Source organism: Anderseniella sp. Alg231-50 (assembly GCF_900149695.1).
Classification (GTDB): domain Bacteria; phylum Pseudomonadota; class Alphaproteobacteria; order Rhizobiales; family Aestuariivirgaceae; genus Anderseniella.
Genome location: NZ_LT703003.1, coordinates 466,320 through 490,356, shown reverse-complemented (window position 1 = coordinate 490,356; position 24,037 = coordinate 466,320). Strand labels below are relative to the sequence as shown.

19 protein-coding genes and 2 tRNA genes are annotated in these 24,037 nt (G+C 58.0%); 15 read left to right on the top strand and 6 right to left on the bottom strand.

Translation table 11 applies throughout. The annotated features are described in order from the left end of the window. Positions 1 to 394 precede the first annotated feature (394 nt). From DHN55_RS02390 to DHN55_RS02385, 3 genes are all read right to left on the bottom strand, one after another. On the bottom strand, positions 395 to 1,852 hold the full coding sequence (locus tag DHN55_RS02390) for a DUF4185 domain-containing protein (RefSeq protein ID WP_108879795.1): 1,458 nt from the start codon (positions 1,850 to 1,852) through the stop codon (positions 395 to 397). 151 nt (positions 1,853 to 2,003) lie between these two features. Beyond that, positions 2,004 to 2,150, bottom strand: a complete 147-nt coding sequence (locus tag DHN55_RS22175) for a hypothetical protein (protein WP_337659835.1) — start codon at positions 2,148 to 2,150, stop codon at positions 2,004 to 2,006. 36 nt (positions 2,151 to 2,186) lie between these two features. Further along, positions 2,187 to 2,873, bottom strand: a complete 687-nt coding sequence (locus DHN55_RS02385; protein WP_337659834.1) for a GntR family transcriptional regulator — start codon at positions 2,871 to 2,873, stop codon at positions 2,187 to 2,189. 252 nt (positions 2,874 to 3,125) lie between these two features. Here DHN55_RS02385 and DHN55_RS02380 point away from each other — a divergent pair, with 252 nt between their 5' ends. The 6 genes from DHN55_RS02380 to DHN55_RS02355 all read left to right on the top strand — a co-directional run bounded on the left by DHN55_RS02380 (position 3,126) and on the right by DHN55_RS02355 (position 8,479). Continuing rightward, a complete protein-coding gene (locus tag DHN55_RS02380) occupies positions 3,126 to 4,310 on the top strand; it encodes an ABC transporter substrate-binding protein (protein ID WP_108879794.1) in 1,185 nt (394 codons plus the stop codon). A gap of 72 nt (positions 4,311 to 4,382) precedes the next feature. Then, positions 4,383 to 5,252, top strand: a complete 870-nt coding sequence (locus DHN55_RS02375; RefSeq protein ID WP_108879793.1) for an ABC transporter permease subunit — start codon at positions 4,383 to 4,385, stop codon at positions 5,250 to 5,252. A gap of 4 nt (positions 5,253 to 5,256) precedes the next feature. Then, positions 5,257 to 6,243 (top strand): ABC transporter permease subunit, encoded by a 987-nt coding sequence (locus tag DHN55_RS02370; protein WP_108879792.1) that lies wholly within the window; start codon positions 5,257 to 5,259, stop codon positions 6,241 to 6,243. Then, positions 6,240 to 7,019, top strand: a complete 780-nt coding sequence (locus tag DHN55_RS02365) for an ATP-binding cassette domain-containing protein (protein ID WP_108879791.1) — start codon at positions 6,240 to 6,242, stop codon at positions 7,017 to 7,019. Before DHN55_RS02370 ends, DHN55_RS02365 begins: the two co-directional genes overlap by 4 nt. A gap of 3 nt (positions 7,020 to 7,022) precedes the next feature. Then, the gene (locus DHN55_RS02360; protein WP_108879790.1) at positions 7,023 to 7,745 is read left to right on the top strand and encodes an ABC transporter ATP-binding protein; all 723 of its coding nucleotides are present in this window, start codon (positions 7,023 to 7,025) and stop codon (positions 7,743 to 7,745) included. A gap of 8 nt (positions 7,746 to 7,753) precedes the next feature. Further along, a complete protein-coding gene (locus tag DHN55_RS02355) occupies positions 7,754 to 8,479 on the top strand; it encodes an aspartate/glutamate racemase family protein (protein WP_108879789.1) in 726 nt (241 codons plus the stop codon). Between the two features lie 232 nt (positions 8,480 to 8,711). Here DHN55_RS02355 and DHN55_RS02350 read toward each other — a convergent pair whose 3' ends face one another. Next, complete coding sequence (locus tag DHN55_RS02350; RefSeq protein ID WP_337659833.1) at positions 8,712 to 11,312, bottom strand: ATP-binding protein; 2,601 nt, start codon at positions 11,310 to 11,312, stop codon at positions 8,712 to 8,714. Positions 11,313 to 11,586: 274 nt separating this feature from the next. Here DHN55_RS02350 and DHN55_RS02345 point away from each other — a divergent pair. From DHN55_RS02345 to DHN55_RS02315, 6 genes are all read left to right on the top strand, one after another. Further along, positions 11,587 to 11,663: transfer RNA gene (locus DHN55_RS02345), tRNA-His, on the top strand. 126 nt (positions 11,664 to 11,789) lie between these two features. After that, on the top strand, positions 11,790 to 12,755 hold the full coding sequence (locus DHN55_RS02340) for a TAXI family TRAP transporter solute-binding subunit (RefSeq protein WP_108879787.1): 966 nt from the start codon (positions 11,790 to 11,792) through the stop codon (positions 12,753 to 12,755). Positions 12,756 to 12,912: 157 nt separating this feature from the next. Continuing rightward, a complete protein-coding gene (locus DHN55_RS02335) occupies positions 12,913 to 15,567 on the top strand; it encodes a TRAP transporter fused permease subunit (protein WP_108879786.1) in 2,655 nt (884 codons plus the stop codon). 17 nt (positions 15,568 to 15,584) lie between these two features. Continuing rightward, positions 15,585 to 16,013, top strand: a complete 429-nt coding sequence (locus tag DHN55_RS02330) for a universal stress protein (protein ID WP_108879785.1) — start codon at positions 15,585 to 15,587, stop codon at positions 16,011 to 16,013. Between the two features lie 70 nt (positions 16,014 to 16,083). Next, the gene (locus DHN55_RS02325) at positions 16,084 to 17,322 is read left to right on the top strand and encodes a DUF4147 domain-containing protein (RefSeq protein WP_108879784.1); all 1,239 of its coding nucleotides are present in this window, start codon (positions 16,084 to 16,086) and stop codon (positions 17,320 to 17,322) included. A 650-nt stretch (positions 17,323 to 17,972) separates the two neighbouring features. Continuing rightward, positions 17,973 to 18,317 (top strand): hypothetical protein, encoded by a 345-nt coding sequence (locus DHN55_RS02315; protein ID WP_108879782.1) that lies wholly within the window; start codon positions 17,973 to 17,975, stop codon positions 18,315 to 18,317. Positions 18,318 to 18,987: 670 nt separating this feature from the next. On the opposite strand, the gene otnK is transcribed toward DHN55_RS02315, so the two are convergent. Further along, entirely contained in the window at positions 18,988 to 20,259 is a 1,272-nt protein-coding gene (otnK, locus tag DHN55_RS02305; RefSeq protein ID WP_108879780.1) for a 3-oxo-tetronate kinase, read from the bottom strand. Between the two features lie 95 nt (positions 20,260 to 20,354). Here otnK and DHN55_RS02300 point away from each other — a divergent pair, with 95 nt between their 5' ends. Then, complete coding sequence (locus tag DHN55_RS02300; RefSeq protein ID WP_337659832.1) at positions 20,355 to 21,455, top strand: carbohydrate kinase family protein; 1,101 nt, start codon at positions 20,355 to 20,357, stop codon at positions 21,453 to 21,455. Positions 21,456 to 21,747: 292 nt separating this feature from the next. Here the strand turns inward: DHN55_RS02300 and DHN55_RS02295 are convergent, their stop codons facing one another. Further along, positions 21,748 to 22,746 (bottom strand): radical SAM protein, encoded by a 999-nt coding sequence (locus DHN55_RS02295; protein WP_108879778.1) that lies wholly within the window; start codon positions 22,744 to 22,746, stop codon positions 21,748 to 21,750. A gap of 129 nt (positions 22,747 to 22,875) precedes the next feature. Between DHN55_RS02295 and DHN55_RS02290 the strand changes: the two genes are divergently transcribed. Next, positions 22,876 to 22,949, top strand: a tRNA-Gly gene (locus DHN55_RS02290). Positions 22,950 to 23,136: 187 nt separating this feature from the next. Beyond that, complete coding sequence (locus DHN55_RS02285) at positions 23,137 to 24,012, top strand: transporter substrate-binding domain-containing protein (protein ID WP_108879777.1); 876 nt, start codon at positions 23,137 to 23,139, stop codon at positions 24,010 to 24,012. Positions 24,013 to 24,037 lie beyond the last annotated feature (25 nt).

Below are 24,037 nucleotides of genomic sequence, written 5' to 3'. Positions count from 1 at the left end.
ACCACTATGGGCTCAAACAGTCGTTTCGCTCAACCTGAATTGATAGGTTTTGGCGCTGGGCGTATCCAGCCTTGATAGAATTCTCTGGCCATTTTTTATGGTCGCTGGCGAGTCACGGTTCCCACGATGATCTGGCTCAGCTTGTTAGTACGCGGGTCGTGGGGAACGTGGTGTCGATGCGGGTGCCCATGAGGCTTCGCCGGAAATGGCAAACGATGTCCGGTCGGCCTCGACCAGCGCATTGTTGGGTGGCAGCTCGAGGCGGGTTCCCTGAACGTTGGGCCGGCCGGCCACTTCGATCCTTCGAAACGGCTCAGGCCCAGTGTTTAACTGTTCCTCATCCATGTCGACACCGGTATCAGGTCCGACAGCAAGTGTCTTGGCATCGCGCCACTTACGGCAGTGTCAGTGTGGATTTCATCAGCACGACCCGATACGGATTCCATGTCGAAATGTTCCAGTAGATTGTCGCTGAATTCGCTTCCGGTCCCGGTTTCGTAAACGTCGAAAGTATATTGACCCCGTATTCGACGCCGAAATCCAGGTTGGGGTTTGGCGAGGGAGCCGGGCACATGTTCAGGCCACCGGGTCGAAACGGGTCGGTTTGCGCGCATCCGCCACCCAGGGCCGGATACAGGGTGCCGTCCGGGCAGCCGCCATAGGCGCCTTCAGCGGTTGCATTCCAGAGGAGTTGCGGATCGGACCAGGGACCCCATGGATGCGGTGCTGTGCGAAGCTGGATACCGGTATTGGGGTTGTTGGGGACAAGAGTGAACGGAAACGGCAGGCGTCCTCCGTACAGCATCACGAACTGGTTCAGGCTCGGAACCCAGGCAATGGAGTGCTGCAGGACCTGACCGATCTCCTCGTCTTCAATAACCGGCACGGCGTCGGCCTGATCGCTGCTCCAGATGGGCTGGCCTGCTTTCAGTCCGGCGAAATAGCGCGGTTGCCAGCTTGAAGCGCCGCTTGGTCCCTGCAGGCCGGGGACCGGATGGTGCAGGAGATACAGATCGGCCGAGGTGCCCACCGTGGCGCTGAAAGCCGGTCGCCCCCACATCAGCAGTTCGCCGTTGGACAATCCAAACCCCGCGGTTGGCGCAGTGTAATCGTTGGTCGCGGGGCTGTTCTCGTTGAAAGTTTTCACTGCCCGCGATGTTGCGTTCAGGAATTTTCCTGTCACGAAAGTGTGCCGGATCCTGTAGCGATGCACGTTGAATCCAAACGGTAAAGGCGTGCGGGCGATGTGCCGTTCGGCTGCGGCTGCCGCGGGCATTGAGCTGGTTGGATCGACGCAGACATTCGCCGCCCCGCACGCCAGATCGGACGGACACGCATTTCCGGGACCGCATTGAACCTCGTTGTTGCCGGTGAAGTAACCGTAGGCGCGTCGGTTGTCGCTCCAGCCGGTAATCGGCGTGCGGAGCGCGCCCATCGGTTGCTCGACGGCACCTTTCAATACCCGGATCGGCCGGGCGCCGTTCGCCGCGTCCGTGCGGAAGCGCAGGTTCAGGCAATCGTCGGGATCGTTGTCGAGGCCCAGAAACAGCGAGCCGACTGAATCGTCGGAAAGCGGTGGCGGCAGGCAGATCGCATTGTCCTGCACCCAGGTGTCTCCGAACAGCATCACCAGGCGGTGACGGTGGCGGAAGCTGAAACCGAGGTCGGTACCGTACAGTTGCAGGTTCGGCTGGTGGTTCGATGTCGGGTTGGTGCCGTTATGCGCGCCGTCGCCGACCAATGTGCAGATGAATTCATTGTTGGTGTCGAGCGCATGGGCAAGAGCCGGTGCGAGAAGAGCCGCGGCGAATGCAGCAGCCCGTACAAAGCCTGTATTCAGTTTATGCGTCATGGTGCACCTCGTGATCGCCCCCACGGAGATCGCCCCTGATACGCCCAACCCTTTACTAAAGGGATCGCCACATGCTGTATGCGATATTTGTCACACAGCTTCTGTTTGTTGGAAATCAGGCTCGCCTGCGCGCCACCGGATTGGCTCCGGCTCAGCTTGCCGGTAGGCGGGTCGTGGGGAAGGTGATGTCGATGCGCGTACCCATGCGGGCTTCTCTGGAGATTTTGAAGGACGCCCGTTTGGGCTCGACCGGCGCCCCGGTCAGCGGCAGCCCGAGACCGGTGTCCGTGACAGACAACAGAAGCTCTCCGTTCTCAATCTGCTGCAGGTGCGGCTATTGGCTGAGGATTTTTTTCAAGTCGGGCAGGTCGGGTTTGGTTGCCGTCAAATCCAGCCCGTCCTGAATGTGCATCAGGTGTTTGCAGACAAGATTTTCCGCCAGTGCCGCATCTCCTGCTTCAATGGCACCAAGTATCTTTGCGTGTTCGCCGTCCGGACATGTCGATTTGCCGGAATCGCCGAATAAACCAACAATCAGGGATGTTCGGGTTACCAATTCGCCAATCATTCTGATCAGAACCGCGTTCCTGCTGACGGATGCCAGCTTGACGTGAAACTCACCGGACAGGCGGATGATTTCGGCCCGTTCGGGGTTGCTGCGCGCTGCATCTTCCATCGCTATGTGTTTTCTCAGATCAGCAAGATCACTTTTGCTGATTACCGAGGTGACCACGCCGATCAGGCCGGGCTCTATCAGTTTGCGGGCCTCGAAAACGTCGTTCGCCTCTTTCGCATCGGGACAGGCGACGAATGCACCTCGGTTGGCTTGAAGGTCGATAATGCCCTGGCTGGCCAGCAACAGAAGTGCGCGGCGCACACGCATGCGTCCCACGCCGAAACTATCACACAATTGCGACTCGCTCAGCTTGGTTTTCGGGGCCAGGCGTTGCTCCATCACTGCTGTGTAGATGCGATCAACAATAACCTGTTCGTCAGGATCTGACGCAAACCGATGTATCAAGGCATATCCTCTGGGTCCAAAATCCCGGGTCAACTAACTGTTTCTGCAAGGAATCGCTCAACCCGCTTTGCATCATAGCTCATGAGTATTGTTAACGGAAACAAGAATATCGCTAACGCCGGACCCGAAAATTGTTGACGATCATTGTTAACAATCGTTTGATTGACGAGATACGAAACTTGGGAATCCTGATTTTCGATCGATTCCGGCGTGTGATCCGCCGGACAAGTAGAAACCCTATGGGAGGTGAACATGAAACGCAGAGAATTGTTCAAGACAACACTGGCGGCCGTGGCACTGACAGCTTTGTCGTCGGTTGCTATGGCTGATAACCCGGTTCTGAAAATCGGGTTTGTCGGTGTAACCAGCGGGCCGGCGGCGGCCTGGGGCATATCCAACCAGCGCTCGATGGAAACCCGCGCGGCCTGGATCAACGAGACCGGCGGTTATACCATCGGCGGGACCACCTATGACATCGAAATTGTCTCGTTCGACGATCAGAAAGACCCCAAGCGGGCAATCGCCGGCATGGAGAAGATGGCCCAGGCCGGAATTCACTATGTGGTCGGGCCGAATGTGGATGACGGGGCTGCTGCCGTTCGCCCGGTCGCGGAAAAAAACGGAATCATGTATTTTCCCTATGCGTTCCCCAAATCGCTTTACACGGCGCCCGCGTCCAACGCCATTCTGGGCATGATCGCCAACTACCAGTCCGGTCCGGCGATCTACAAACACCTGATGGAAAACAACGGTGTAAAGACCGTGGCCTTTGTTGCGGCCAACGAATCCGACCCGCTGAGCCAGCGTGACGGTGGTGTTGCGGCTGCCAAGGCCCTGGGCCTGGACGTTGTGTCGGACAGCGTGACCTATCAGGTGGATACCACCGACTTCACCCCGGTGCTGACCCCGGTCATGCGCACCAAGCCTGATCTGCTGGTCCTGTCCGGTGTGGCCCCGGCCAACGCACCGCAACTGATCCGCTCGGCGCGCGAGCTCGGGTTTACCGGTTTGATTTCCACCGAAACCGCCCAGGACGCCGGTGTGCTGGCTGAAGGTGCTGGTGATCTGGCCAACGGTTTCATTTCGGTCGGCGGTGCATCCACGCCCGAACTGGCCTCGGACATGATGGTGGAATTTGTCGACCGCTACACCAAGATGTTCGGCGAGTACAACGACGAGTCCAACACCAAGGTTTACGCGCTTGAGTACATTCTTGAAACGATCAAGGCCAACCCGGCGGCGATGAAGGACGTTGAAGCGTTCAAGACGACAATGGACACATTCGAAGCGCCGAACCCCTACATGAAGGGCGATGCCAAGTTGACATATGTCGGTTCCACTTCGTTCGGGCAAAAGCGCCAGGTTTCTGTTCCGCTGGTGGTGAACGTTTATCAGAACGGCAAATTCGAAACCATGTTCGTGGCACAGGTCGACTGATCCCGACTTCCTTGACTGTGCAACAAGGTTACCCCGGGCTGACCGCCCGGGGTTCACTAAAAAGGCTGTCCGATGGAACAGATATTGGCCAATGGCGTCTATCTGGGTGCCCAGTATGCGATGATCGCACTTGGGCTGACCCTGATATTTGCCCTGATGAACGTGCTCAATTTTGCCCACGGGCAAATGTATGTGATCGGCGGGTTCATCACTTACACGTTTTACGGGCAGCTTGGGATTCCGTTTGTCCTGGCGCTGCTGGCATCCTGCGTAACACTGGCAGTCCTGGGTGCATTGATAGAAAAATTCCTGTTCGGGCCGGTAATAAAAGGGTCCGCGCGCGAAGAAAGCACTATGCTCCTTGCCGCCGGAATCGCCTTTCTGCTGGACGCTGCCATCTTGCTGGTATTTGGCGAAAAACAACGGGGCGTTCCGAAAATTGTTGATGGCGTGTTCAACTGGGACTGGCGCATCATCATGCCGTATGACCGGATACTGGTGGCCGTATTGGCGATCCTGTCGGTCGTGGCGTTCATTTCTTTCATGCAGTACAGCAAGACCGGGCGTGCCTTGCGGGCTCTCGCTCAGGACCGCGTGGCGGCCGAGTTGATGGGTGTCAATGTTGACCGTTACTCCATGATCGGTTTTGCCATGGGGGCCATGCTGGCGGGGCTGGTCGGTGGGCTGCTGGTGACAATTACCGGTGTCAATCTGGGCATGGGGGGTCCGACTTCGATCAAGGCGTTCATGATGGTGATGATCGGAGGAGCGGGCGTGATATCCGGCGCCATCGCCGGGGGCGTCATCCTTGGCTTCATGGAGGCAGCCGGACTTGTTCTGCTGGCATCGTATGGAGACGTCACCTATCTGGTGATCTTCGTTTCGCTGATGATCTTTCTTGCAATCCGGCCGAATGGCCTGATGGGCAAACCATGGGGTTAGCGACATGACCAACTTAAGCTCCAGACAAATCACAGGTGTCGTCATATTCCTTTTGGCAATATTCGTGGCGGTGCCGGTTCTGATCTCGGTCACCGGTCGATGGGACTTCTATTTCACCCTGACATCGGTTGCCTTGCTGGCCATCGCCAGTGGTGGCGTATGGCTGACATTCTACATCGGCCGCATCCATATCGGACAGGGCGCATTCGCGCTTGTAGGCGCCTATGTTTCGGCCATTCTTGTAACCAAGGCAGGGGTTTCGTTCTGGATTTCCCTGCCCATTGCGGGTCTGATTGCAGCCGGTATCGGCATCCTGATCGGCCTGCCTATCCTGCGGCTGCGAGGTGTCTATTTTGCCATGATCACGCTGGTGTTGACTCAAGTTGCCACGTTAAGCGCTCTTGCCTTGCCCATTACCAATGGCGCCCGCGGCATCACCTCGATACCGCTGCCAGGGGCTGTTTCGATCTTTGGGCTTACGCTCATCCCCGATTTTGGCGCACTGGAAAGCCCAAAGCTGGCCTTCTACTATACCGCCTGCATCCTGATGGTGATCGTTTTCGCCGCCATGTACAGGCTGGTGAATACGCGGCTGGGACATCTGTGCCGCTCGATGCAACAGAACGAGGAACTGGCCTCGTCCATTGGCGTCAACATTGCCTATATCCGCATTATCATCTTTGCCATCGCGTCGTTCTTTGGCGGTATCGGCGGGGCGATGTTCGGCTCCATCGCGCAATCGGTCTACCCGTCCACTTTCGTGGTCACGGATTCAATCAACTTCATGCTCAACACCTTCCTTGGCGGGCTGGGCTATGTGTTTGGCCCGATGCTGGGCACGCTGGTTCTGTATTTCGGCTGGGACTTGCTGTTCACATTCGGCAAGTATCAGTTGCTGATCTACTCCGCTGCCATGATCCTGTTAATCCGGTTTTTGCCAAACGGTCTGCTGAGCCTCCGGTTCAAAGTGCCGACGGGGGATAAGCAATGACCCCCATTCTGCAAGTCAGGAACGTCACCAAAAAGTTCGGCGGACTTACCGCCAACAACAACATCAATTTCAACGTGGCCGAGCACGAAATCCTGTCTGTGATCGGTCCCAACGGTGCAGGCAAATCCACGCTGTTCAAGATGATTTCCTCGTTTCTTCGAACAACTTCGGGCGAGGTGCTGTTCAAGGGCGAGCGGATATCAAACCTGCGGCCCCACATTGTGGCCCGAAAAGGCGTTGTGCGCACGTTTCAGGAGACCACAATATTCAAGAGCATGACAGTGCGGGAAAGCGTGATCGTGTCCCAGCATTTACGTGCAAAGGCAACGCTCGCCGGGTATTTCCTGGGCTCAAGAACCGCCAGGGAGGATATCCGGACATTCGGCAGGAATGCCGATGAGATCATTGATTTTCTGGAACTGGGCGATATCCGCCACGAACTGGCCCACAACTTGCCCCAGGGCCACCTGCGCGCTCTTGGTGTCGCCATCGGGCTGGCTACTGATCCCAAGGTGCTGCTGCTGGACGAACCGTTTGCAGGCATGAACCACGACGAAACCATGAACATGGTCCGTTTGGTCAAATCTGTGCGTGACCGGGGGGTTACCGTGTTGCTGGTCGAGCATGACATGGCTGCCGTGATGTCGATCTCCGACCGGATTGTCGTCCTCAATTTCGGCGAGATGATTGCCGAGGGAACGCCAGCAGAAATCCAGAACAACGACAAAGTCATCGAGGCCTATCTGGGCAGCGAAGACGATGCAATCGGGATGTAGGCCATGAGCGATATGCTGGAATTCAAAGATGTCGAGCTCTACTACGATCATGTCTACGCGCTGCGCGGCGTTACGATAAACCTGCAAGAGGGCGAAACCGTCGCACTGATCGGGGCAAACGGTGCCGGCAAGTCTTCCATTCTGAAAGCGATCACCGGGCTGGCAAGGCCGGACAAGGGCTCGATCCACTTCATGGGTGAGCAGATCGACGGCCTGCCTGCATCTGACGTTGTGAACAGGGGCATCACCATGGTTCCCGAAGGACGCCGCGTGTTTGCGTATATGTCGGTAAAGGACAACCTGATGATGGGCGCATTTTCCCGGTCGGACAAAACCGAGATCAGTCAATCACTGGACGGCGTTCTTGAACGGTTTCCGCGGCTAAGGGAACGATATTCGCAGGCTGCAGGAACCTTGTCGGGCGGCGAGCAGCAGATGCTGGTGATCGGGCGCGCCCTTATGGCCCGGCCAAAGCTTTTGCTGCTGGACGAACCATCGCTGGGGATCGCTCCCAAACTGGTGCAGGACATTGCCCGTTCGATCGTCGCGATCAATCGGGATGAGGGTGTATCAGTGCTGTTGGTTGAGCAGAATTCCAGAATGGCACTTAGCATTTCCAATCGGGCCTATGCGCTGACAACCGGCAATGTGGCCATATCAGGCGTGTCCAAAGACCTGCTGCACGATGATCGGATCAAGGCAGCGTATTTGGGCAGCGAAGTGTGAGATAGCTTATGAAAATTCTTGTTGTTAATCCAAATACCACAGCCTCGATGACGCGGAAAATAGCAACCGCGGCAAAGGCGGCAGCCCGGTCGGATACACAGATTATTGCCACCAACTCTCAAAATGGCCCTGCCAGCATTCAGGGTTATCTGGATATTGCGGAGTGTATTCCGGGCTTGATTGCCGAGGTAAAGCAGCACCCGGACGTTGATGCCATCGTCATCGCCTGTTTTGATGACACGGGCCTGGACGCGGTACGCTGCCTGGTTGATGTGCCGGTGATTGGCATTGGCGAGGCAGCCTACCATGCCGCCAGTATGATTGCGGCGAGGTTCAGTGTCATCACCACACTGTCGCGGTCCGTATCAGGGCTCGAGACCAATTTGACCAGGTACGGGCTGGCATCGCGGTGCGCAAAAGTCCGGGCAACCGACATACCTGTTCTGCAACTTGAACGTGGAGACGTCGCGACTATCGACAAGATTCGTCAGGAGATAAAGTCGGCGATCAACGAGGACAAAGCCGAGGCAATTGTTCTTGGCTGCGCCGGCATGACCGATTTGATGGATCAGCTGGCAAAGGAATTTGGCTTGCCGGTCGTGGATGGTGTCGCCTGTGCGGTTACTCTGGTGGAAGCGCTGGTTGCTGCCGGTCTGAAAACATCCAAACTGGGGACATATGCTTCACCGGAGTTCGTGTTATCAGATGAGCAAAACTCAAGTCTTGCTATCTGACTGACCGCTATTTTCTTAGGGCGGTTTCGATTCTGAACACGCAAGCAGGCGCGGCTGACGAATGTTGCCGTGCGGCAGAACCGCTTGGCGCGAATGGCCGGATGGGGCCGTTTGCAAGGAGTGCAAATTCCTGAATCTGAAACATAACGCCGGGCGTTTCCAACCCAGACAGAATCTTGCGGCGATTTGTTAGGGTCGCTGGCAAGTCGCGGGTTCCCGCTGTTGTTCCGGCTCAGCTTGCCAGTACGCGGGTCGTGGGGAAGGTGATGTCGATGCGCGTGCCCTTGCGGGCTTCGCTGGAGATTTCAAAGGATGCCCGGTTGGCCTCGACCAGCGCCTTGGTGAGCGGAAGGCCGAGGCCGGTTCCCTGAACTTCCGGCCGTCCGGCCACTTCGACCCTTCGAAACGGCTCCAGTGCCGTATTCAACTGTTCCTCGTCCATTCCGACGCCGGTGTCCGTGACGGACAGCAGAAGCTCTCCGGTATCAATCGCCTTGGCGGTTATGATCACCTGGCCGCCGGGGTCGGTAAACTTGATCGCGTTTGAGGTCAGGTTCAGCAACACCTGCTTGATCGAGCGTATGTCCGCCACGACCTGGGGCAGGTTTGGCGCAACCGACTTGCGCAGCACGACGCGGGCCCCGGTGGCTTCGTCCTGCATCAGTTTTATGCAGGAATCGATCGCCTGGCCCAGGTCGACGGAGATGAAGTTCAGCTCCAGCTTGCCGGCTTCCACCTTGGACAGGTCGAGCAGGTCGTTGACCAGCGACAACAGGTACTCGCCCGAGGTGTGGATATCATTGGCGTAGCCTTCGTAGCGCTCCGACCCGAGCTTGCCGAACTGCCCGTTGCGCATGATATCGGAGAATCCGAGAATGGCATTCAGCGGCGTGCGCAGTTCGTGGCTGATACGCGCCAGGAATTCGGACTTCTGCCGGCTGGTGTGTTCGGCCTCGTCGCGCGATGCGCGCAACTCTGCTTCGGTCTTCTTCCATTGGGTAATGTCGCGCATCACGGCGCAATAGGCTGATGCAGGAATGCCCTGCATGCCAACCGCGATCTTGCGCATGGTGATGAAAATCGGCACATCGCCGCCATCATTGACGTTGGCAATGATCTCCCGGCCGCCATTGAACAGCATGGCAAGGCCGCTGTCACCGAGCGCGGCCAGATAATCACGCACCACTTTGGCGCTTGCCTTGTCCATCAGGCCGGCGAGCGGTTTGTCGATAACACTGGCCGCATGGACACCAAACAGTGCTTCTGCTCCGGCACTCATATGCGTGATGCTGCCGTCATCGGCCAGGAACACGATACCGTCCGTCGCCGTGTCCAGAATAGACATCAGTTCCGATGTGCTGACGGCCGGTTGCGGGCCTGCCTGCGCCTCTGGCTGCAGCGTTTTTGCATTCGTGCTGGTTGGCGCAGTCGGCTCTTTTGCGTCATCCTCCGCAGATTGTGCAGGCTGCGTTACCGCAGCGGCCCTGGGCGTATCACTGTCGGGCGATGCTGTGGTGTCGGGCTGTGCTGCGTCGCTGCGCGAAACCGGCACGGCGACCGGCCCGTTCGGCTTCTTGCTGTCTGTCTCAGTCAGTATTGCCATCGGCATGGCGCCGTCATTCCACGGGAACGTCGATTTATCCACGCCGAGCTCGATTTCCTCACCGTTCCGCCGCTTGAGCGTGACTGTGCCTTGCTTGTTCGCCAGCGAACCCAGAGCTGCGGCAATATCGTGGCGCCCGGCCAGGTCATTTTCACTGGCGCAGCCCAATGTGGCGGCGATCGCCTGGTTGGCATAAACGAGCTTGCCGGCACGGTATAAAACGATGGCCTTGGGAATGTCTGACAGTGCCTTGCGCACGATGTCGGCCACGCCGAAGCCGGCGGTTTTTGCAGCTGGTGCGGCGGTCCGTGCTGGAGGCGCGCTGGATCGCGCCGGAGGTTTCGCATTCGCCCGGGCCGGGGCAGGCGGGGTTTCCGGCGCCACAGTCTTCGCCGGCGTGCCTGCGGACGTCTGGGCGGTTGCCGCTTCAACCGCCTGCCGCAGTTCTCTTATGGTTTCTGCCTGCTCTGCGGGTCCAACCGTAGCTGGTGCCGGGACAGGCATGCCGGATGCCGGTAATGCGCGCTCAAGCGCGCGGCGCTCGGTAACGTCCTCCAGTATCAGTGAAAACCTGCCATCAGTGTCGTCAGGCAAGGTGATCAGCTTTGCAGTCACCCTGATTTCGCGATTACCGTACCCGGTCGCCATCGTTGCAATCGAGCTGGCAATGCCGGCGCGCCGCGCACGGTCAAATATCCTGGCCGCAACGTCTTGCTCGGAGATTTCCGCAAGCGAGGCCGGCGTGGATTGCCCGAACAGGCTGCGGGCCATCGCATTGGCATAGCTGATCGCGCCATCATCACTGCAGATCACAGTTGCAACCGGCAGGCTCTCCAGCACTGAATTTGCCTGCCCGGTATCTTGTGCAGCCTGCGCCGAGCCCGAAGGCGGCGTTTCGGCAACCATCAAAAGCCCATTGCGCCCGTCGGCAAGCGCGTGCACATGCAAGGTCACGCTGAACGGCGCGTCGCTTACGGCTGACGCAAAGCTCACCATTTCCTGCCAGCTTTCGCCGGTTGCCGCGGTTCTGGCCAGTTCAGATACACGGCCCGCGCCGGGGTCGGTTTCGTCGAACGGCATGTCGATGAGGTCGAACAGGCTGTCACAGCCAAAAACCGCCAGACCAGCGGCATTGGCCCAGACAATACGCAGCCGTGCGCCGTCCCACAGCCATGCCGGCGTGACAGCATTATTCAGCTCATCAAGTGATGGCGCGGTCTCTACACTCAACACAATTCCCCAGGCCGGTCTGGCTTACCCAAAAACAGAGATCTAAATCAGGTCCCTGTCTCACCCGCCGCATCCGGAGCGCAGTTTAAGCCGGTTTTGCGCACGCCGTCCATGACTTCTTGAGGTGGTCGCGACTCTTGGCATAGCAGGGTGGTTAATGGGGTTGTCATCTGATCTGAAGGTTGCGTTTTTAGGGCCTTTTCGGTCGTTGCCTTTGTGACTTGCAAAACATCGGCCTTCGGCATAGTTTGCGGCCCGCTGAACGAGTTTTTGTGCAGGCGTAGCTCAGTTGGTTAGAGCGCCGGATTGTGGATCCGGAGGCCGTTGGTTCAAATCCATCCGCCTGTACCATCTCGTTTTCAGGTTTCCATCAGGCAGATTGTCGTTTTGTTGCGCAGATTCGTAGCATGTGGACTCACGCGCAGAACCGACATAGGCTCCCGTTTCACTGTTTCGTGAAAAGGGAGTGTTTACATAATGAAATCAATTCTGAAATACACACTTGCAGCAGCTGTTGCTGCTGGTTTTGCCGTTTCGGCAAACGCTGCTGATCAGCAATTCGTCTCAATCGGCACGGGCGGGGTGACCGGCGTGTATTATCCCACCGGTGGCGCCATCTGCCGTCTGGTGAACAAGAAGCGCAAGGAACACGGCATCCGCTGCTCGGCGGAATCGACCGGTGGCTCCATCTACAATATCAACACGATCCGGGCCAACGAGCTCGAATTCGGTGTCGCGCAGTCGGATTGGCAATATCACGCCTACAACGGCACGTCCAAGTTCAAGGACAAGGGCAAGTTTGAAAAGCTTCGCGCCGTATTCTCCGTTCACCCGGAGCCAGTAACGGTCATCGCCCGAGACGATTCCGGCATCAGCAATATCAGCGATGCCAAGGGAAAACGCCTCAACATCGGTAACCCGGGGTCCGGAACGCTCGGCACCTGGGATGTGATGGAAGCAGCCTTGGGCTGGAAACGGTCAGACCTGGCGCTGGCTGCCGGCATGAAGTCTGCCGAAACTGGCGCAGCGATGTGCGATGGCAAGATCGATGCCTATTTCTGGCTGGTTGGCCATCCTTCGGCTTTGACCCAGGAATCCCTGGCTTCTTGCGCGTCGCACCTGGTCAACGTGACCGGCCCGGCGATCGACAAGTTGATTGCCGACAAACCGTATTACCGGAATGCCACCATTCCGGCCGGCATGTACAACAACGATAAAGACATAAAGACCTTCGGTGTTGGCGCGACTTTCGTGACCAGCTCTGACGTGCCGGAAGAGGTTGTGTACCAGGTCGTGAAGGCTGTGTTCGAAAACCTCGACCAGTTCAAGAAACTTCATCCCGCGTTCGCTAACCTGAAGGCCGAAGAAATGATCAAGGACGGCCTTTCAGCTCCGCTGCACGACGGTGCGATGAAGTACTACAAAGAAAAGGGCATGATGTAATTGCTCCTAAGGCGGGAAGGCGGTTACGCCTTCCCGTTCCATTTTTTTGGCACTTTTTATTTGGTTAAAAAAATAGAAGCTCGACCGAATCGAGCTCGTAAATGCGGTGGGTTGCTGGCGTGCCGGGAGATACGGCGCAAGAGGGAGATGGGATAAAATGGCTGCGGAACAAGAACTGTCGAAGGCAGACGCGCTCGTCGCGGAGGTTGAAACCGGAGGCAGAAACCTAAGTGGGTCGACGAAGAATCTTATTCCAATCATTTGTTTCGTATGGGCGATCTACCAGCTCTACATATCCTCACCACTGCCGGCCGAACTGACCGTTTCGACGGGAATCTCGTTCTTCCAGTTCATTGGCAATCTGTCGATATCGCGCAAGATTCATTTAATGTTCGCGCTGGTGCTCGCCTGCCTCGCATTTCCTCTCTACAGGGGCGCACCAACCAAAAGGATTCCGCTTTACGATTGGGTGCTCATTGCCCTTGGCAGCTTGTCCATCCTGTACATGGTGGTGATGGATTCCAATATCGCCAACCGCGCAGGCGATTTTGCCCACGAGAATATCCGTATCGACATGACTGTTGCTGTCATCGGGATGGTGGCGCTGGCGCTCTCGGTGTACCGCTCACTCGGCCTGCCGCTGGTGATCGTTGCGGCCATTTTGATGGGCTACGCCTATATTGGCGGCGGCAACTGGGGTGGTGCCTCCTTCGTAAAAGGCACGTGGCATTTCTGGATGCAGGAAGAAGGGGTGTTCGGGAAACCGCTGGCGGTTTCAACGCAGATGATCTTCCTGTTTGTTCTTTTCGGTTCAATCCTTGAGAAAGCCGGGGCGGGCGGTTATTTCATCAAAATCGCATTCGCCCTGCTCGGCTCCTTCAGAGGAGGACCTGCCAAGGCTGCCGTGATCGCATCTGCTCTCAGCGGGCTTTACTCGGGTTCCTCGATCGCCAACACGGTGACGACCGGCACCTTTACCATTCCCCTCATGAAGCGGACAGGCCTTTCGGCTGAAAAGGCCGGCGCCGTCGAAGTGGCGTCGTCAACCAACGGGCAGCTCACACCCCCGGTGATGGGCGCTGCCGCCTTCCTGATCGCCGAGTTTACCGGCGTGGAATACACAACCCTGCTCAAGCACGCGCTGATCCCGGCGATCGTGTCCTACATTGCGCTGATCTACATCGTGCATCTGGAGGCCTGCAAGCTGAACCTTCAGGGCATCCCGAAGCCCAAAGACACCATAGTAAGAACTCTGGCCCAGAAGATGATTGGTTTCCTGACCGGTTTCCTGGTCCTGGCGTTCCTCTTCATCGCCGTCTACTACACGCTCGGCTTCATCAAGGAAGCTTACCCGGGCATCTCCATGTTCTCGGTCATCGTCATCTCCGGTATCGCCTACCTGGTGCTGGCGTGGTTTGCCTCGAAGCGTCCCGACCTTGAAACAGATGATCCGGATGCCCCGATGACGGTGCTGCCGAAGGCCGCAGACACGGCGTGGACCGGCCTCTACTACATTCTGCCGATTGTCATTTTGCTGTGGTGCATCCTGCCGACACCGGACCGGCTCTCGCCCTCGACAGCCGCCTTTTTCGCCTGCCTTGCCATGAGTTTCATCGCGCTGACGCAGCACATAATCAAGGGTGCGTTCCGCGGCAACATGGATTTGGCATCGAACTTCCGCAAAGGTTTGTCGGAATGGGTGGACGGCATGATAGCTGGCGCCCGCAACATGATCTCAATCGGCATTGCAACGGCCGCAGCAGGCGTGATCGTCGGGGCGATCTCGCTCACCGGCGCGCATGCCATGGTTGGCGAATTGGTGGAGTTCCTCTCCGGCGGTGTTCTCATCGTCATGCTGCTGCTGGTCGCCGTGATGAGCCTCATCCTCGGCATGGGATTGCCGACGACCGCCAACTATCTGGTGGTGTCGTCGCTTATGGCACCGGTTATCGTCGCACTGGGGGCCAAATCTGGCCTGATCGTGCCGCTGGTTGCCGTGCATCTGTTCGTGTTCTACTTCGGCATCCTGGCAGACGATACTCCGCCGGTTGGGCTCGCCGCTTACGCAGCGGCGGCGATCTCCAAGGGTGATCCGATCAAGACCGGTGTCCAGGGCTTCATGTATGACATCCGAACTGCCCTGCTGCCGTTCCTGTTCCTCTTCAACACCGACCTTCTGCTGATCAATGTCGGGCCAATGAAGGCGCTGTTCGTCTTCGTCGTCGCGACCATTGCAATGATGTTATTCGCATCGGCCACCCAGGGGTGGTTCTTCACCCGCAACCGGATGTGGGAAACCGTTGCGCTGCTTGCGATTGCGCTGACCCTGTTCCGACCGGGGTTGCTGCTCGACCGGGTGTCGCCGCCGTTCGATGAAAGGCCAGGTGTTGAAGCATTGAAACTGGCGGAGGCTGCGCCTGACGGCGGAACCTTGCGCGTCAGACTGGTGGGACCGGATTTCGACGACATTGATGAAAACAATTCCACCTTCCTTGAGTTGAACCTCGGTGCGTCGGGCGATGGAGAAACCCGTTTCACCCAATCCGGCCTCAACGTTCTTGAAGACGATGGCAAGGTGGCGGTCGATGGCCTGACCTGGGATTCCAAGCTGAAACATCTGGACAAGCTGTTCACCATGGGTGACCTGGATAAACCGCTGTTCATCGAGAAGGTGTTGGTGAAGCGGGATCGCATGCCGAAGGAAGTCTTCTACATTCCAGCGCTTCTGCTTCTCGGTCTGATCATCTTTCTCCAGCGGCGTCGGCACCGTGAGGATGATCCCGACGCTGAAGCTAAAGCCGCAGCGGCGTAACAGGGGAGAAAAACAGGATGTACAAGTCCATTCTTTTGCCGGTTGATCTCGGCCACAAGAGTTCGTGGGAGAAAGCCGCTCCCGAAGCCGTCGCGCTTGCAAAGCAGCACGGTGCGAAAATTCATTTGCTTACCGTTATCCCGGATTTCGGTATGGCGGTTGTCGGGAGCTTCTTTCCGTCGGATTATGCCGAACAGGCTCTGCAGTCCAGCAGTGAGAAGCTCGCCTCGCTGGCATCCGAGATCGTCCCTGACGATCTGCTGGCCAAAGTGCATACCGCCCACGGATCTGCCTATCAGGAGATCATCAACACCGCAAAAAAACAGGGCTGCGACCTGATCGTGATGGCATCTCACCGCCCTGAAATGTCCGACTATCTGCTGGGCCCCAATGCGGCCCGGGTCGCGAGACATGCAGATCAGTCGGTCATGATCGTGCGCAACTGATGCCTGCCTTTCCTGTTGCCGGGTACCGGGCACTCAGGCTGGTCTAACCGATATAAAGAGAAGTTGCCTGATGCCGGACCGGGATCTGTTGAGAACTCTGTGTGATGCAGCCATAGAAGCCGCACAGCCGTTGCTGTGCCTGCCCCGGTATCTGCCCGCACCACCAAAGGGCAGGACCATTGTGGTGGGGGCAGGCAAGGCGTCCGCGGCCATGGCGGCTGCGGTTGAAGCCAACTGGCAAGGTCCGCTTGAAGGCCTTGTGCTGACACGCTACGGCCACGGCTGTCCGTGCCGGCATATCGAAATTGTCGAAGCAGCCCATCCGGTACCGGACGAGGCCGGTTTCGAGGCAGCCGCCCGCATTCACGACATGGTACAGGACCTGACGCCGGATGACCTGGTGCTGTGCCTGATCTCCGGGGGCGGATCGGCACTTTTGACCGCGCCGGCCGCCGGCATCAGCCTGGCTGAAAAACAGGCCGTCAACAAAGCCCTGCTGGCCAGCGGGGCGCCCATTGGCGAGATGAACTGCCTGCGCAAGCATCTCTCTGCGATCAAGGGCGGCAGGCTGGCCGCCAGTGCTTATCCTGCAAAGGTCGTGTCCCTGCTGATTTCCGATGTGCCCGGTGATGATCCTTCCACGGTTGCGTCCGGCCCCACCGTGGCCGATCCGACCACCCGGGCCGATGCATTGGCCATTCTCGACAAGTACAATCTGGATGTTGCGCCTTCGGTGCGCTCTTTCCTGGGAACAGATGCGGCAGAAACCCCGAAGCCTGGCGATCCCCGGCTGGCGAGCGCCGACACCCGCATGGTCGCCACCCCGCGCCTGTCCATAGATGCAGCGGCGAAAGTCGCCCGCGAGCACGGCTATCATGTCATTGACCTGGGCGATGATCTGGAAGGCGAGGCGCGCGATGTGGGTGCCGCTCACGCACGGATTGCGCTGGAAACCACCGGCCCTGCCATCATCATGTCCGGCGGTGAAACCACCGTGACGCTGAAAGGCAAGGGCCGGGGCGGGCGCAATGCGGAGTATGCGCTGGCCCTGGCCATCGGCCTTAAGGGTGCCGGCAACATCTCCGGCGTTGCCATCGATACCGACGGCATTGACGGGTCCGAAGACAATGCCGGCGCGCGCATATCACCCGATGTGCTGGCCCGGGCGCAGGACAAGGGCGTGGATGCGCACGCCATGCTCGCCGACAACGACGCCTACGGGTTTTTTCAGGCCACCGGCGATCTGGTGATGACCGGGCCGACGCTCACCAACGTCAACGATTTCCGCGCCATTATCGTCGGGGCCTGAGGCGGCTTTACCCACCAAAGTACCAGGCTCTTCAGGTTGCAAGTGCTGCCGAAGGTCGCCGAAGCGGTGTCCATGATAGTGGGTTGCCGCGGTAACTCGCCACATCAATGCGCAGTTGATTGTTGCTTGTACGGACAGTATCGCAAGTTTACGTAATATTGACAATGTAAAATTTATGTCATATAAAGGTATCGTTATAGTCTCCCCTTTTATCCCCCTATGTAAATGGAGATGTCGCATGAGGAAAAAATCCGGAAAGGAGGCCGACTTTAGAACGGGTGACCTGGTCAGGGAAGTCGACCTCAGGAGTAGGCGTTGTGAATTTGAGTGTGAAGATGTTGATATTGTTATAGAATATGAGATAGAGAGCCACTACGGAAAGAGGATTTTGGTTCAGGTGAGTTTGTTGACGGGAAATTTGGTGAAATTCATGCCTTTGCATCACTGATGCGTTTGTTGGTGATCTTTGGTGTGAATAAAGAGGGCCTTGGCCCTCTTTTTTAATGTTCCACAATGTGAAATACATTGACTATGAATGTAATTTTTGATACTTTTTGCCCAGAGTAAGTGGCAATTGTACGTCGGCGCGCCTCACGTGCTACATCCGTAAGCAGGCGCTGAACTTAGAAAGCATGAAAGGTGGCGTATCAATGAGCGAGATTGCGAGTGAAGCAACCGTCGATACTGTGGACGCTAAAGTTGGAAAGTTCGCGGACGCTCCTGAGTCAGAGGCAAAAAGGCCCAGGACTCGATCGAAAGGTCTCCGTCGAAAACCCAACGGTGAGAAGTACAAGATACAGATTCAACTAGGAGACAGAGCAAAAGACAGGCTTTTTGCGCTCGTCGAAGAGACGGAAGTTGAGTCTGCCGCGCAGGTCGTGCGAGACGCTGTGCGAGTTTATGACATTCTGGTGGAGGAGATTGTCAGTAACAACAATGAACTTTTTCTTAGGGACAAGCAGACTGGTCAGGAAGTTCGTTTGAAACTCTTCTAGCTCAGGGCTTGCATTACTAAATCTGAGCCCCGCAAAACGGGGCTCTTTCTTTAGGTGGACGGCAAAAATGTTAAAGCGTTGGTTTTACCTTTGGTTGAACATAATGCGCCAACCCGCAGACGCCAACACGCCCATGTTGGTGGCTACACTCGTCTTCATGGTCCTGTTTGTCTTCACTTTGTGGTTCCCGGATATCAGAACCGCAAATTCCTTCGGGTTTCTCTGGGACGCAATAACGGTTACGCCGCCATCCCTGGTGATCATCATGTACATCGCGTTTCTTGCATTCTGTTCTGGCCGAAACGTCAAGATTTCGAAGTCACCGCATCGGATGGTTTTGGACATTAGTGAAAAGAGTGGCAGGGGTCAGCGAGCGCGGAGAGAGATCGAAGACATAGAAGTTCAGGTACTCCCAAGAGAAATGGAAAATAGGGACAAAAACCCCACCAGCCAGGCGATGCCGGGAGAAGAATAGTCCTGGCCGCGCCATGTCGACCGGAATATGGGAAAACCATTTCAGGTATTTTTACCCAAACATGCGCAAGAGTTGTCCTGAAAGAGGGATCCAAAGCCCCATTTCAACATCTAGCCACGGTTAGTTGGCGAGATCCGCCAATGACCTTTTGGCAAGCGCGTGTTTGCCAATGACTACCATCTTGCAGCAAGTATACTAACCCAGCATTTTCAGGGCACGGGTGAAGAAGTCCTCCGTGCCGAAATTGCCGGATTTGAGCGTAATGGCGAACGTCTGGCCGTCGCGCTCGGCAAAGCACCACGGCACGCCGGGCGCTATTTCGCGACCCACGCCCAACCGGTCCGTGGCCAGCGCCTGCGTCACCGCACCCGAAGTCTCGCCGCCGGCCACGACAAATCGCCTGACACCGTGGCCGAACGCATCGCGCGCCAGTGTGGCAAGCGCGTCTTCCACGACCTGGCCGGCCTTGTCGCGACCCAGCTTCTCCTGTGCTGCGGCAACATCGGCAGGCTCCGCAGTGGCATAGATGATCTTCGGTGCAGACGGGTCCTGTTCTGCCAGCCATTGCCGGGCCTGGTCCAGCGCATCCGGACCGTCGGCCAGCGTCAGTGGGTCGAGACGGTAAGCCGCGGCATCGGCACTGTAGTCGGCAACCTGGGCGCGGGTCATGGCAGAACACGAACCCGACAGCACGATGTTGCCGTCCGTGGTTGCAGGCGAGATGATGTCGGCGTCGGTGGCTGCAACACTGCCTTTCGCCGCCAGCAGGCGCGGCAGGTCAAGAGCCAGCGCACTGCCGCCGGTGATCAGCTTGAAGTCCTGCACTGCTTCGGAGATTGCTGCCAGGTCGGCCTGCGAGATGGCGTCCGGTACCACGTGAGCGACGCCGCTGTCTGCCAGCGCGCGCAATCTGCCTGCTATATAGGCACCACCTTTGGCAATGTCCGGCCAGGCGATATGTCCGACCTTGCCCGCAACCTGGGGGGCCAGCAGGCGCATCAGGTTGGCGTCTCGCATCGGCGTCAGCGGATGGTCCCGCATCGGGCTTTCATCAAGCGGCACGTCGCCCACATACAGGTTGCCCATATAGATCGACCGGCCGTTTTCGGGAAATGCCGGGCAGTAGATGGTCTGGTCTGCGCCCAGCCGCGCCATCAGGGCTTCCGATACCGGGCCGATATTGCCGTCAGGCGTTGAATCGAAGGTCGAGCAGTATTTCCAGTAGAGCTGGCCGGCACCGCGCGCCATCAGCCAGTTGGCCGCCTTCTTGGTTGCCGTCACGGCGTCGTCCACCGGCTCGGTCCGGCATTTGAGTGCGATAACCTCGAACGGGGACGGCGGGCTGTCTTCGTTTGCCGGTGGCACGCCGATGCGCAGGCCCACCTTGTGGCCTGACCTGGCCAGGATGGCGGCAAGGTCGCTGGCGCCGGTAAAATCATCGGCGATACAGCCCAGTGCGATACTCATGTCCTGCCACCCTCTTGCTTGCCCGGCGTCATGCCGCCATGTTGCGCACGCGACATCTGTTGTTCGATTTGGCTCACTGTTTAGAAGTAAACCACATGACACTCAAGGCACTCACCCTCGGTTCGGCCGTTATAGACATCATCGTCACCATCGCGCCGGAGCGCATCGAGCATATGCGCATGCGCAATGCGGAAGCCTCATACCTGCTGGTCGAGGAAGGCCGCAAGGTCGATGCGGAATCCGTGACCCGCCATATCGGCGGCGGCGGCGTCAACACGGCAGTGTCCCTGTCGCGGCTGGGCTTTGACACCGCAGCCCTCGTCAAGACCGGTGCCGGCCGCAACGCCGAAGACGTCATCGAGCGGCTTGAACGTGAAAACGTTTCGCGGGATTTCCTGATCAGCGACGGAGAGCTTGCAACCGGTTCTTCGGTGCTGCTGTCGTCGCATGAACACAATGCCGGTATTTTCACCGCCCGTGGCGCCAATACGGCGCTGTTGCCCCGAGACCTTGCCGATGACGCATTTGAACGAGACCTGGTGTTCATTTCCGGATTGTCCAATGAGTCCGCCGACTGTTTTCCCCACGTTATCGGCAAGGCCAGTGCAGCCGGCGCCCGCATTGCCACCAACCCCGGCATCCGGCAGTTGTCGTCACGCGCCGACGAGTTTTTTGCCTGCCTCGACCGGATTTCCATCCTGACCCTGAACCGGGTCGAATCGGAACAGCTTGTGCCACGCCTGATTGCCAACGGCACCGCCGACCAGCGCACCGTGATCAAGCCTGCCGGAGACCCCAATTCGCTGGTCGACAGGGGGCTGATGGCGGGTGGCTTCAACCTGCCGTTTGACAGTTATGTCCGGGCTATTACGTCCCTGGGCGTCGACATGCTGCTGGTCACCAATGGGTCGGACGGTGCCTATGCCGGCACGGCCGAGGCCATCTGGCATTGCACGGTGCCGAGTGTTGAGGTGGAGGGAACCGCCGGCGCCGGGGACGCTTTCGCCTCGACGTTCGCCGGCATGATTACCGCCGGCGCCAGCATTGAAGACGCGCTCAAGTCAGCCACCTGCAATGCAGGCTCGGTAGTGAGCCATCTCGACACGCAGACCGGTTTGCTGAGCCGCAAGGGGGTCTCCGAGCGCGTGAAGAAGTATGAAGACGGGTTGGTGGTGACTAAATGGGATATTGTTTGAGCTAGTTAGTCTTTTTTGGGGGTCGAACAGCTTTCCTCGCTTCGCTCGGGCCGTTCTCCGTCCCTGAACAACGGTAGTGATGAATTCCCCTCCGAGGCACGGAACGTGCCGAGGCAAGCGCGACTGCGCGTCGCGCGAAGCGCGCCCCAGCGGAGCGCAGCCGCAGGCTGCTGGCGTGAGCGGAATGAACCCTGGCACGTTAGTGCCGAGGCAAGGCCGACTGGCCGCCGCGCGAAGCGCGCCCTAGCGGAGCGCAGCCGAAGGCTGCTTGCGTGAGCGGAATAAACTCAATTCAACCCGAGCAACTGGCTCCACCCAGCACGCAGAACTTTGAACAGTGCGGGTGGTTCAGTTTCACCGCGCCGTCGGCAAAGTTGCCGCCTTCGGCCTTGAGTGATGAGGCAAGGTCGGGGCCCATTTCAAAATCCCCGTCATAGGGCAGCAGCGTGCAGGGCAATACAGCAGGCGCATCGGCTCCCTTGCGCTTGACCACCATGCGGCTGGTCGCGCACATCTGCTCGTCCGGGCGTTTGCTCAGAATGTCCCAGCAGGCGGTGGTTATTTCAGGCACATCGGCCTTGTCGTTCATTTCCGGAAACAGCACCAGCTGGCCCCGGTCGGCCGGGTCGATGCGCCAGCCGCGCACGGCGATCAGGTCGCGGTAGCCGGTTCGGGAAATATCGTCGGTCTCGCCCCAGCAGGTGCGCCCGGCAATGGCGATCTGGAAGCCTTGTGCGTTGAGCCAGTCCATGCCGGCAACCGCCTTGTCCCAGGTTTTCGGACCGCGCTCAGCTTCGTGCAGGGCCTTGCCGTAATGGTCCAGGCTGACCCGCAGGGTGATGCGGCCCGGATAGCGTTCGTTCAGGTCGACCAGCCCGGTCTTGATTTTCAGCCGCTGCATGGGCTGCATGGCGTTGGTCAGCACCAGAACGTCATGGCCGCGGGCAAGCGCTGCCTCCATCATGGCCGGCATGTCCGGGTTCATGAACGGTTCGCCGCCGGTAAAGGCGATTTCCCTGGTGCCCAGCTTGAGGGTGGCAATCTCGTCGAACAGCGACACCGCATCGGCCAGTTTGAAATACTCCAGCCGGTCATTGGTCGGCGAGGATTCAATATAGCAGTTGGCACAGGTGATGTTGCACAGCGTGCCGGTGTTGATCCACAGCGTCTCCAGCGCACTCAGGCTGACACTGGCGCGCACCTCGCCCAGGGCCGTGAGGTCCGGGTTCTTGAACTTCGCCGGGTCGATAGGTTCAAACTCGGCGACAAGTGGATTGGAGATTTCATTCATGGGCGGGGAAACTAGCGTTATCAAAGCCCAGAGACTACCATGAAATCCACGTGATGACATAATTGTCAGGATGGCGTGATCCTGGTTGACAGATTGCAGAAGGAATGTCGTTTACTCGTGAAGCGTGTTGCGGGTGTAGCTCAATGGCAGAGCAGAAGCTTCCCAAGCTTAAGACGAGGGTTCGATTCCCTTCACCCGCTCCAGCTATCCTGATCCAATGCCGCGTCAGTATTTTGACTTGCGGGTACTCGTGATCATTACTTTTCCAGTTTAACCTCGAATACAGTCCGTCAGGTCTTTCTATGCCGCTGCAAATTGGGTACTGCTAGTCCGTGTCCGCACTCTGTTGATTTGCGTGGCATGAACGATGTGGTTTGAGCCGAGGCCGGAATGAACACTGTTGCACAGCACATCCGCGCAAGCGGGTGGCTCTCATACATCAAGATTGCCGCTGTTGCCGGTCTGATCGGCGTCACAGGCAGTGCCGCGCCTGCCTTCGCAGCGGATGAACTGCCCCTGTTCCGGCAGGTCGAAAAGGCCGATGTGACCACCAGCCTGCGCAAGGTGCGCCGTGTCCGGTTTGCAGTCGATACCCAGTTTCCGCCGTTTGCATTCCGCGATACCGCCGGCGCCCTGACCGGGTTTCTGCCGCTGTCCGTCGATGCCATGTGCACCGATCTGAAGATAAAGTGCGAGTTCGTAATCCAGGATACTGTCAATATGGAAGGCGCCCTGACCGCCAATGAGGCCGATGTCGCGGTCTACATGAAAGGACGTGACGAACTGGATTTTGAAAAACTGGAGTTTACCCGGCCGTTCCTGCGCCCGTTCGGGCGGTTTGCGACACGAACCTCAAGCCCGATCAGAAAAACCGATGTTCGCACCCTGGCCGGTAAGCGCATCGGGGTTCGCGAAGGCACAACCCACGCCAGCTTCATCAAGCAGTATTTCAACCGCTCATTGCTGGTGTCCTATCCAAACCATGAAGGCCTTTACGAAGCGGCCCGCACCGGCAAGGTTGATATTGTGTTCGATGACGCGTTTCGCCTGATGTTCTGGCTGCAAGGCACGATTTCCAGGCAGTGCTGCCATTTTGTCGGGCGTGGATACGTCGACAGGTCGCGGTTTTCAAAGCCGCTGTCTATGGTAGTTCGGCGCGAAGACAATGATTTGCGCAAAGTGCTGGACTATGGTCTCGACCGCTTGCAGACATCCGGACGGTTCACCCTGATCTACAATCGCTTCTTCCCGCAATCTCCATACTGATCCTGGGGTCGCGACCCGGGTTGGC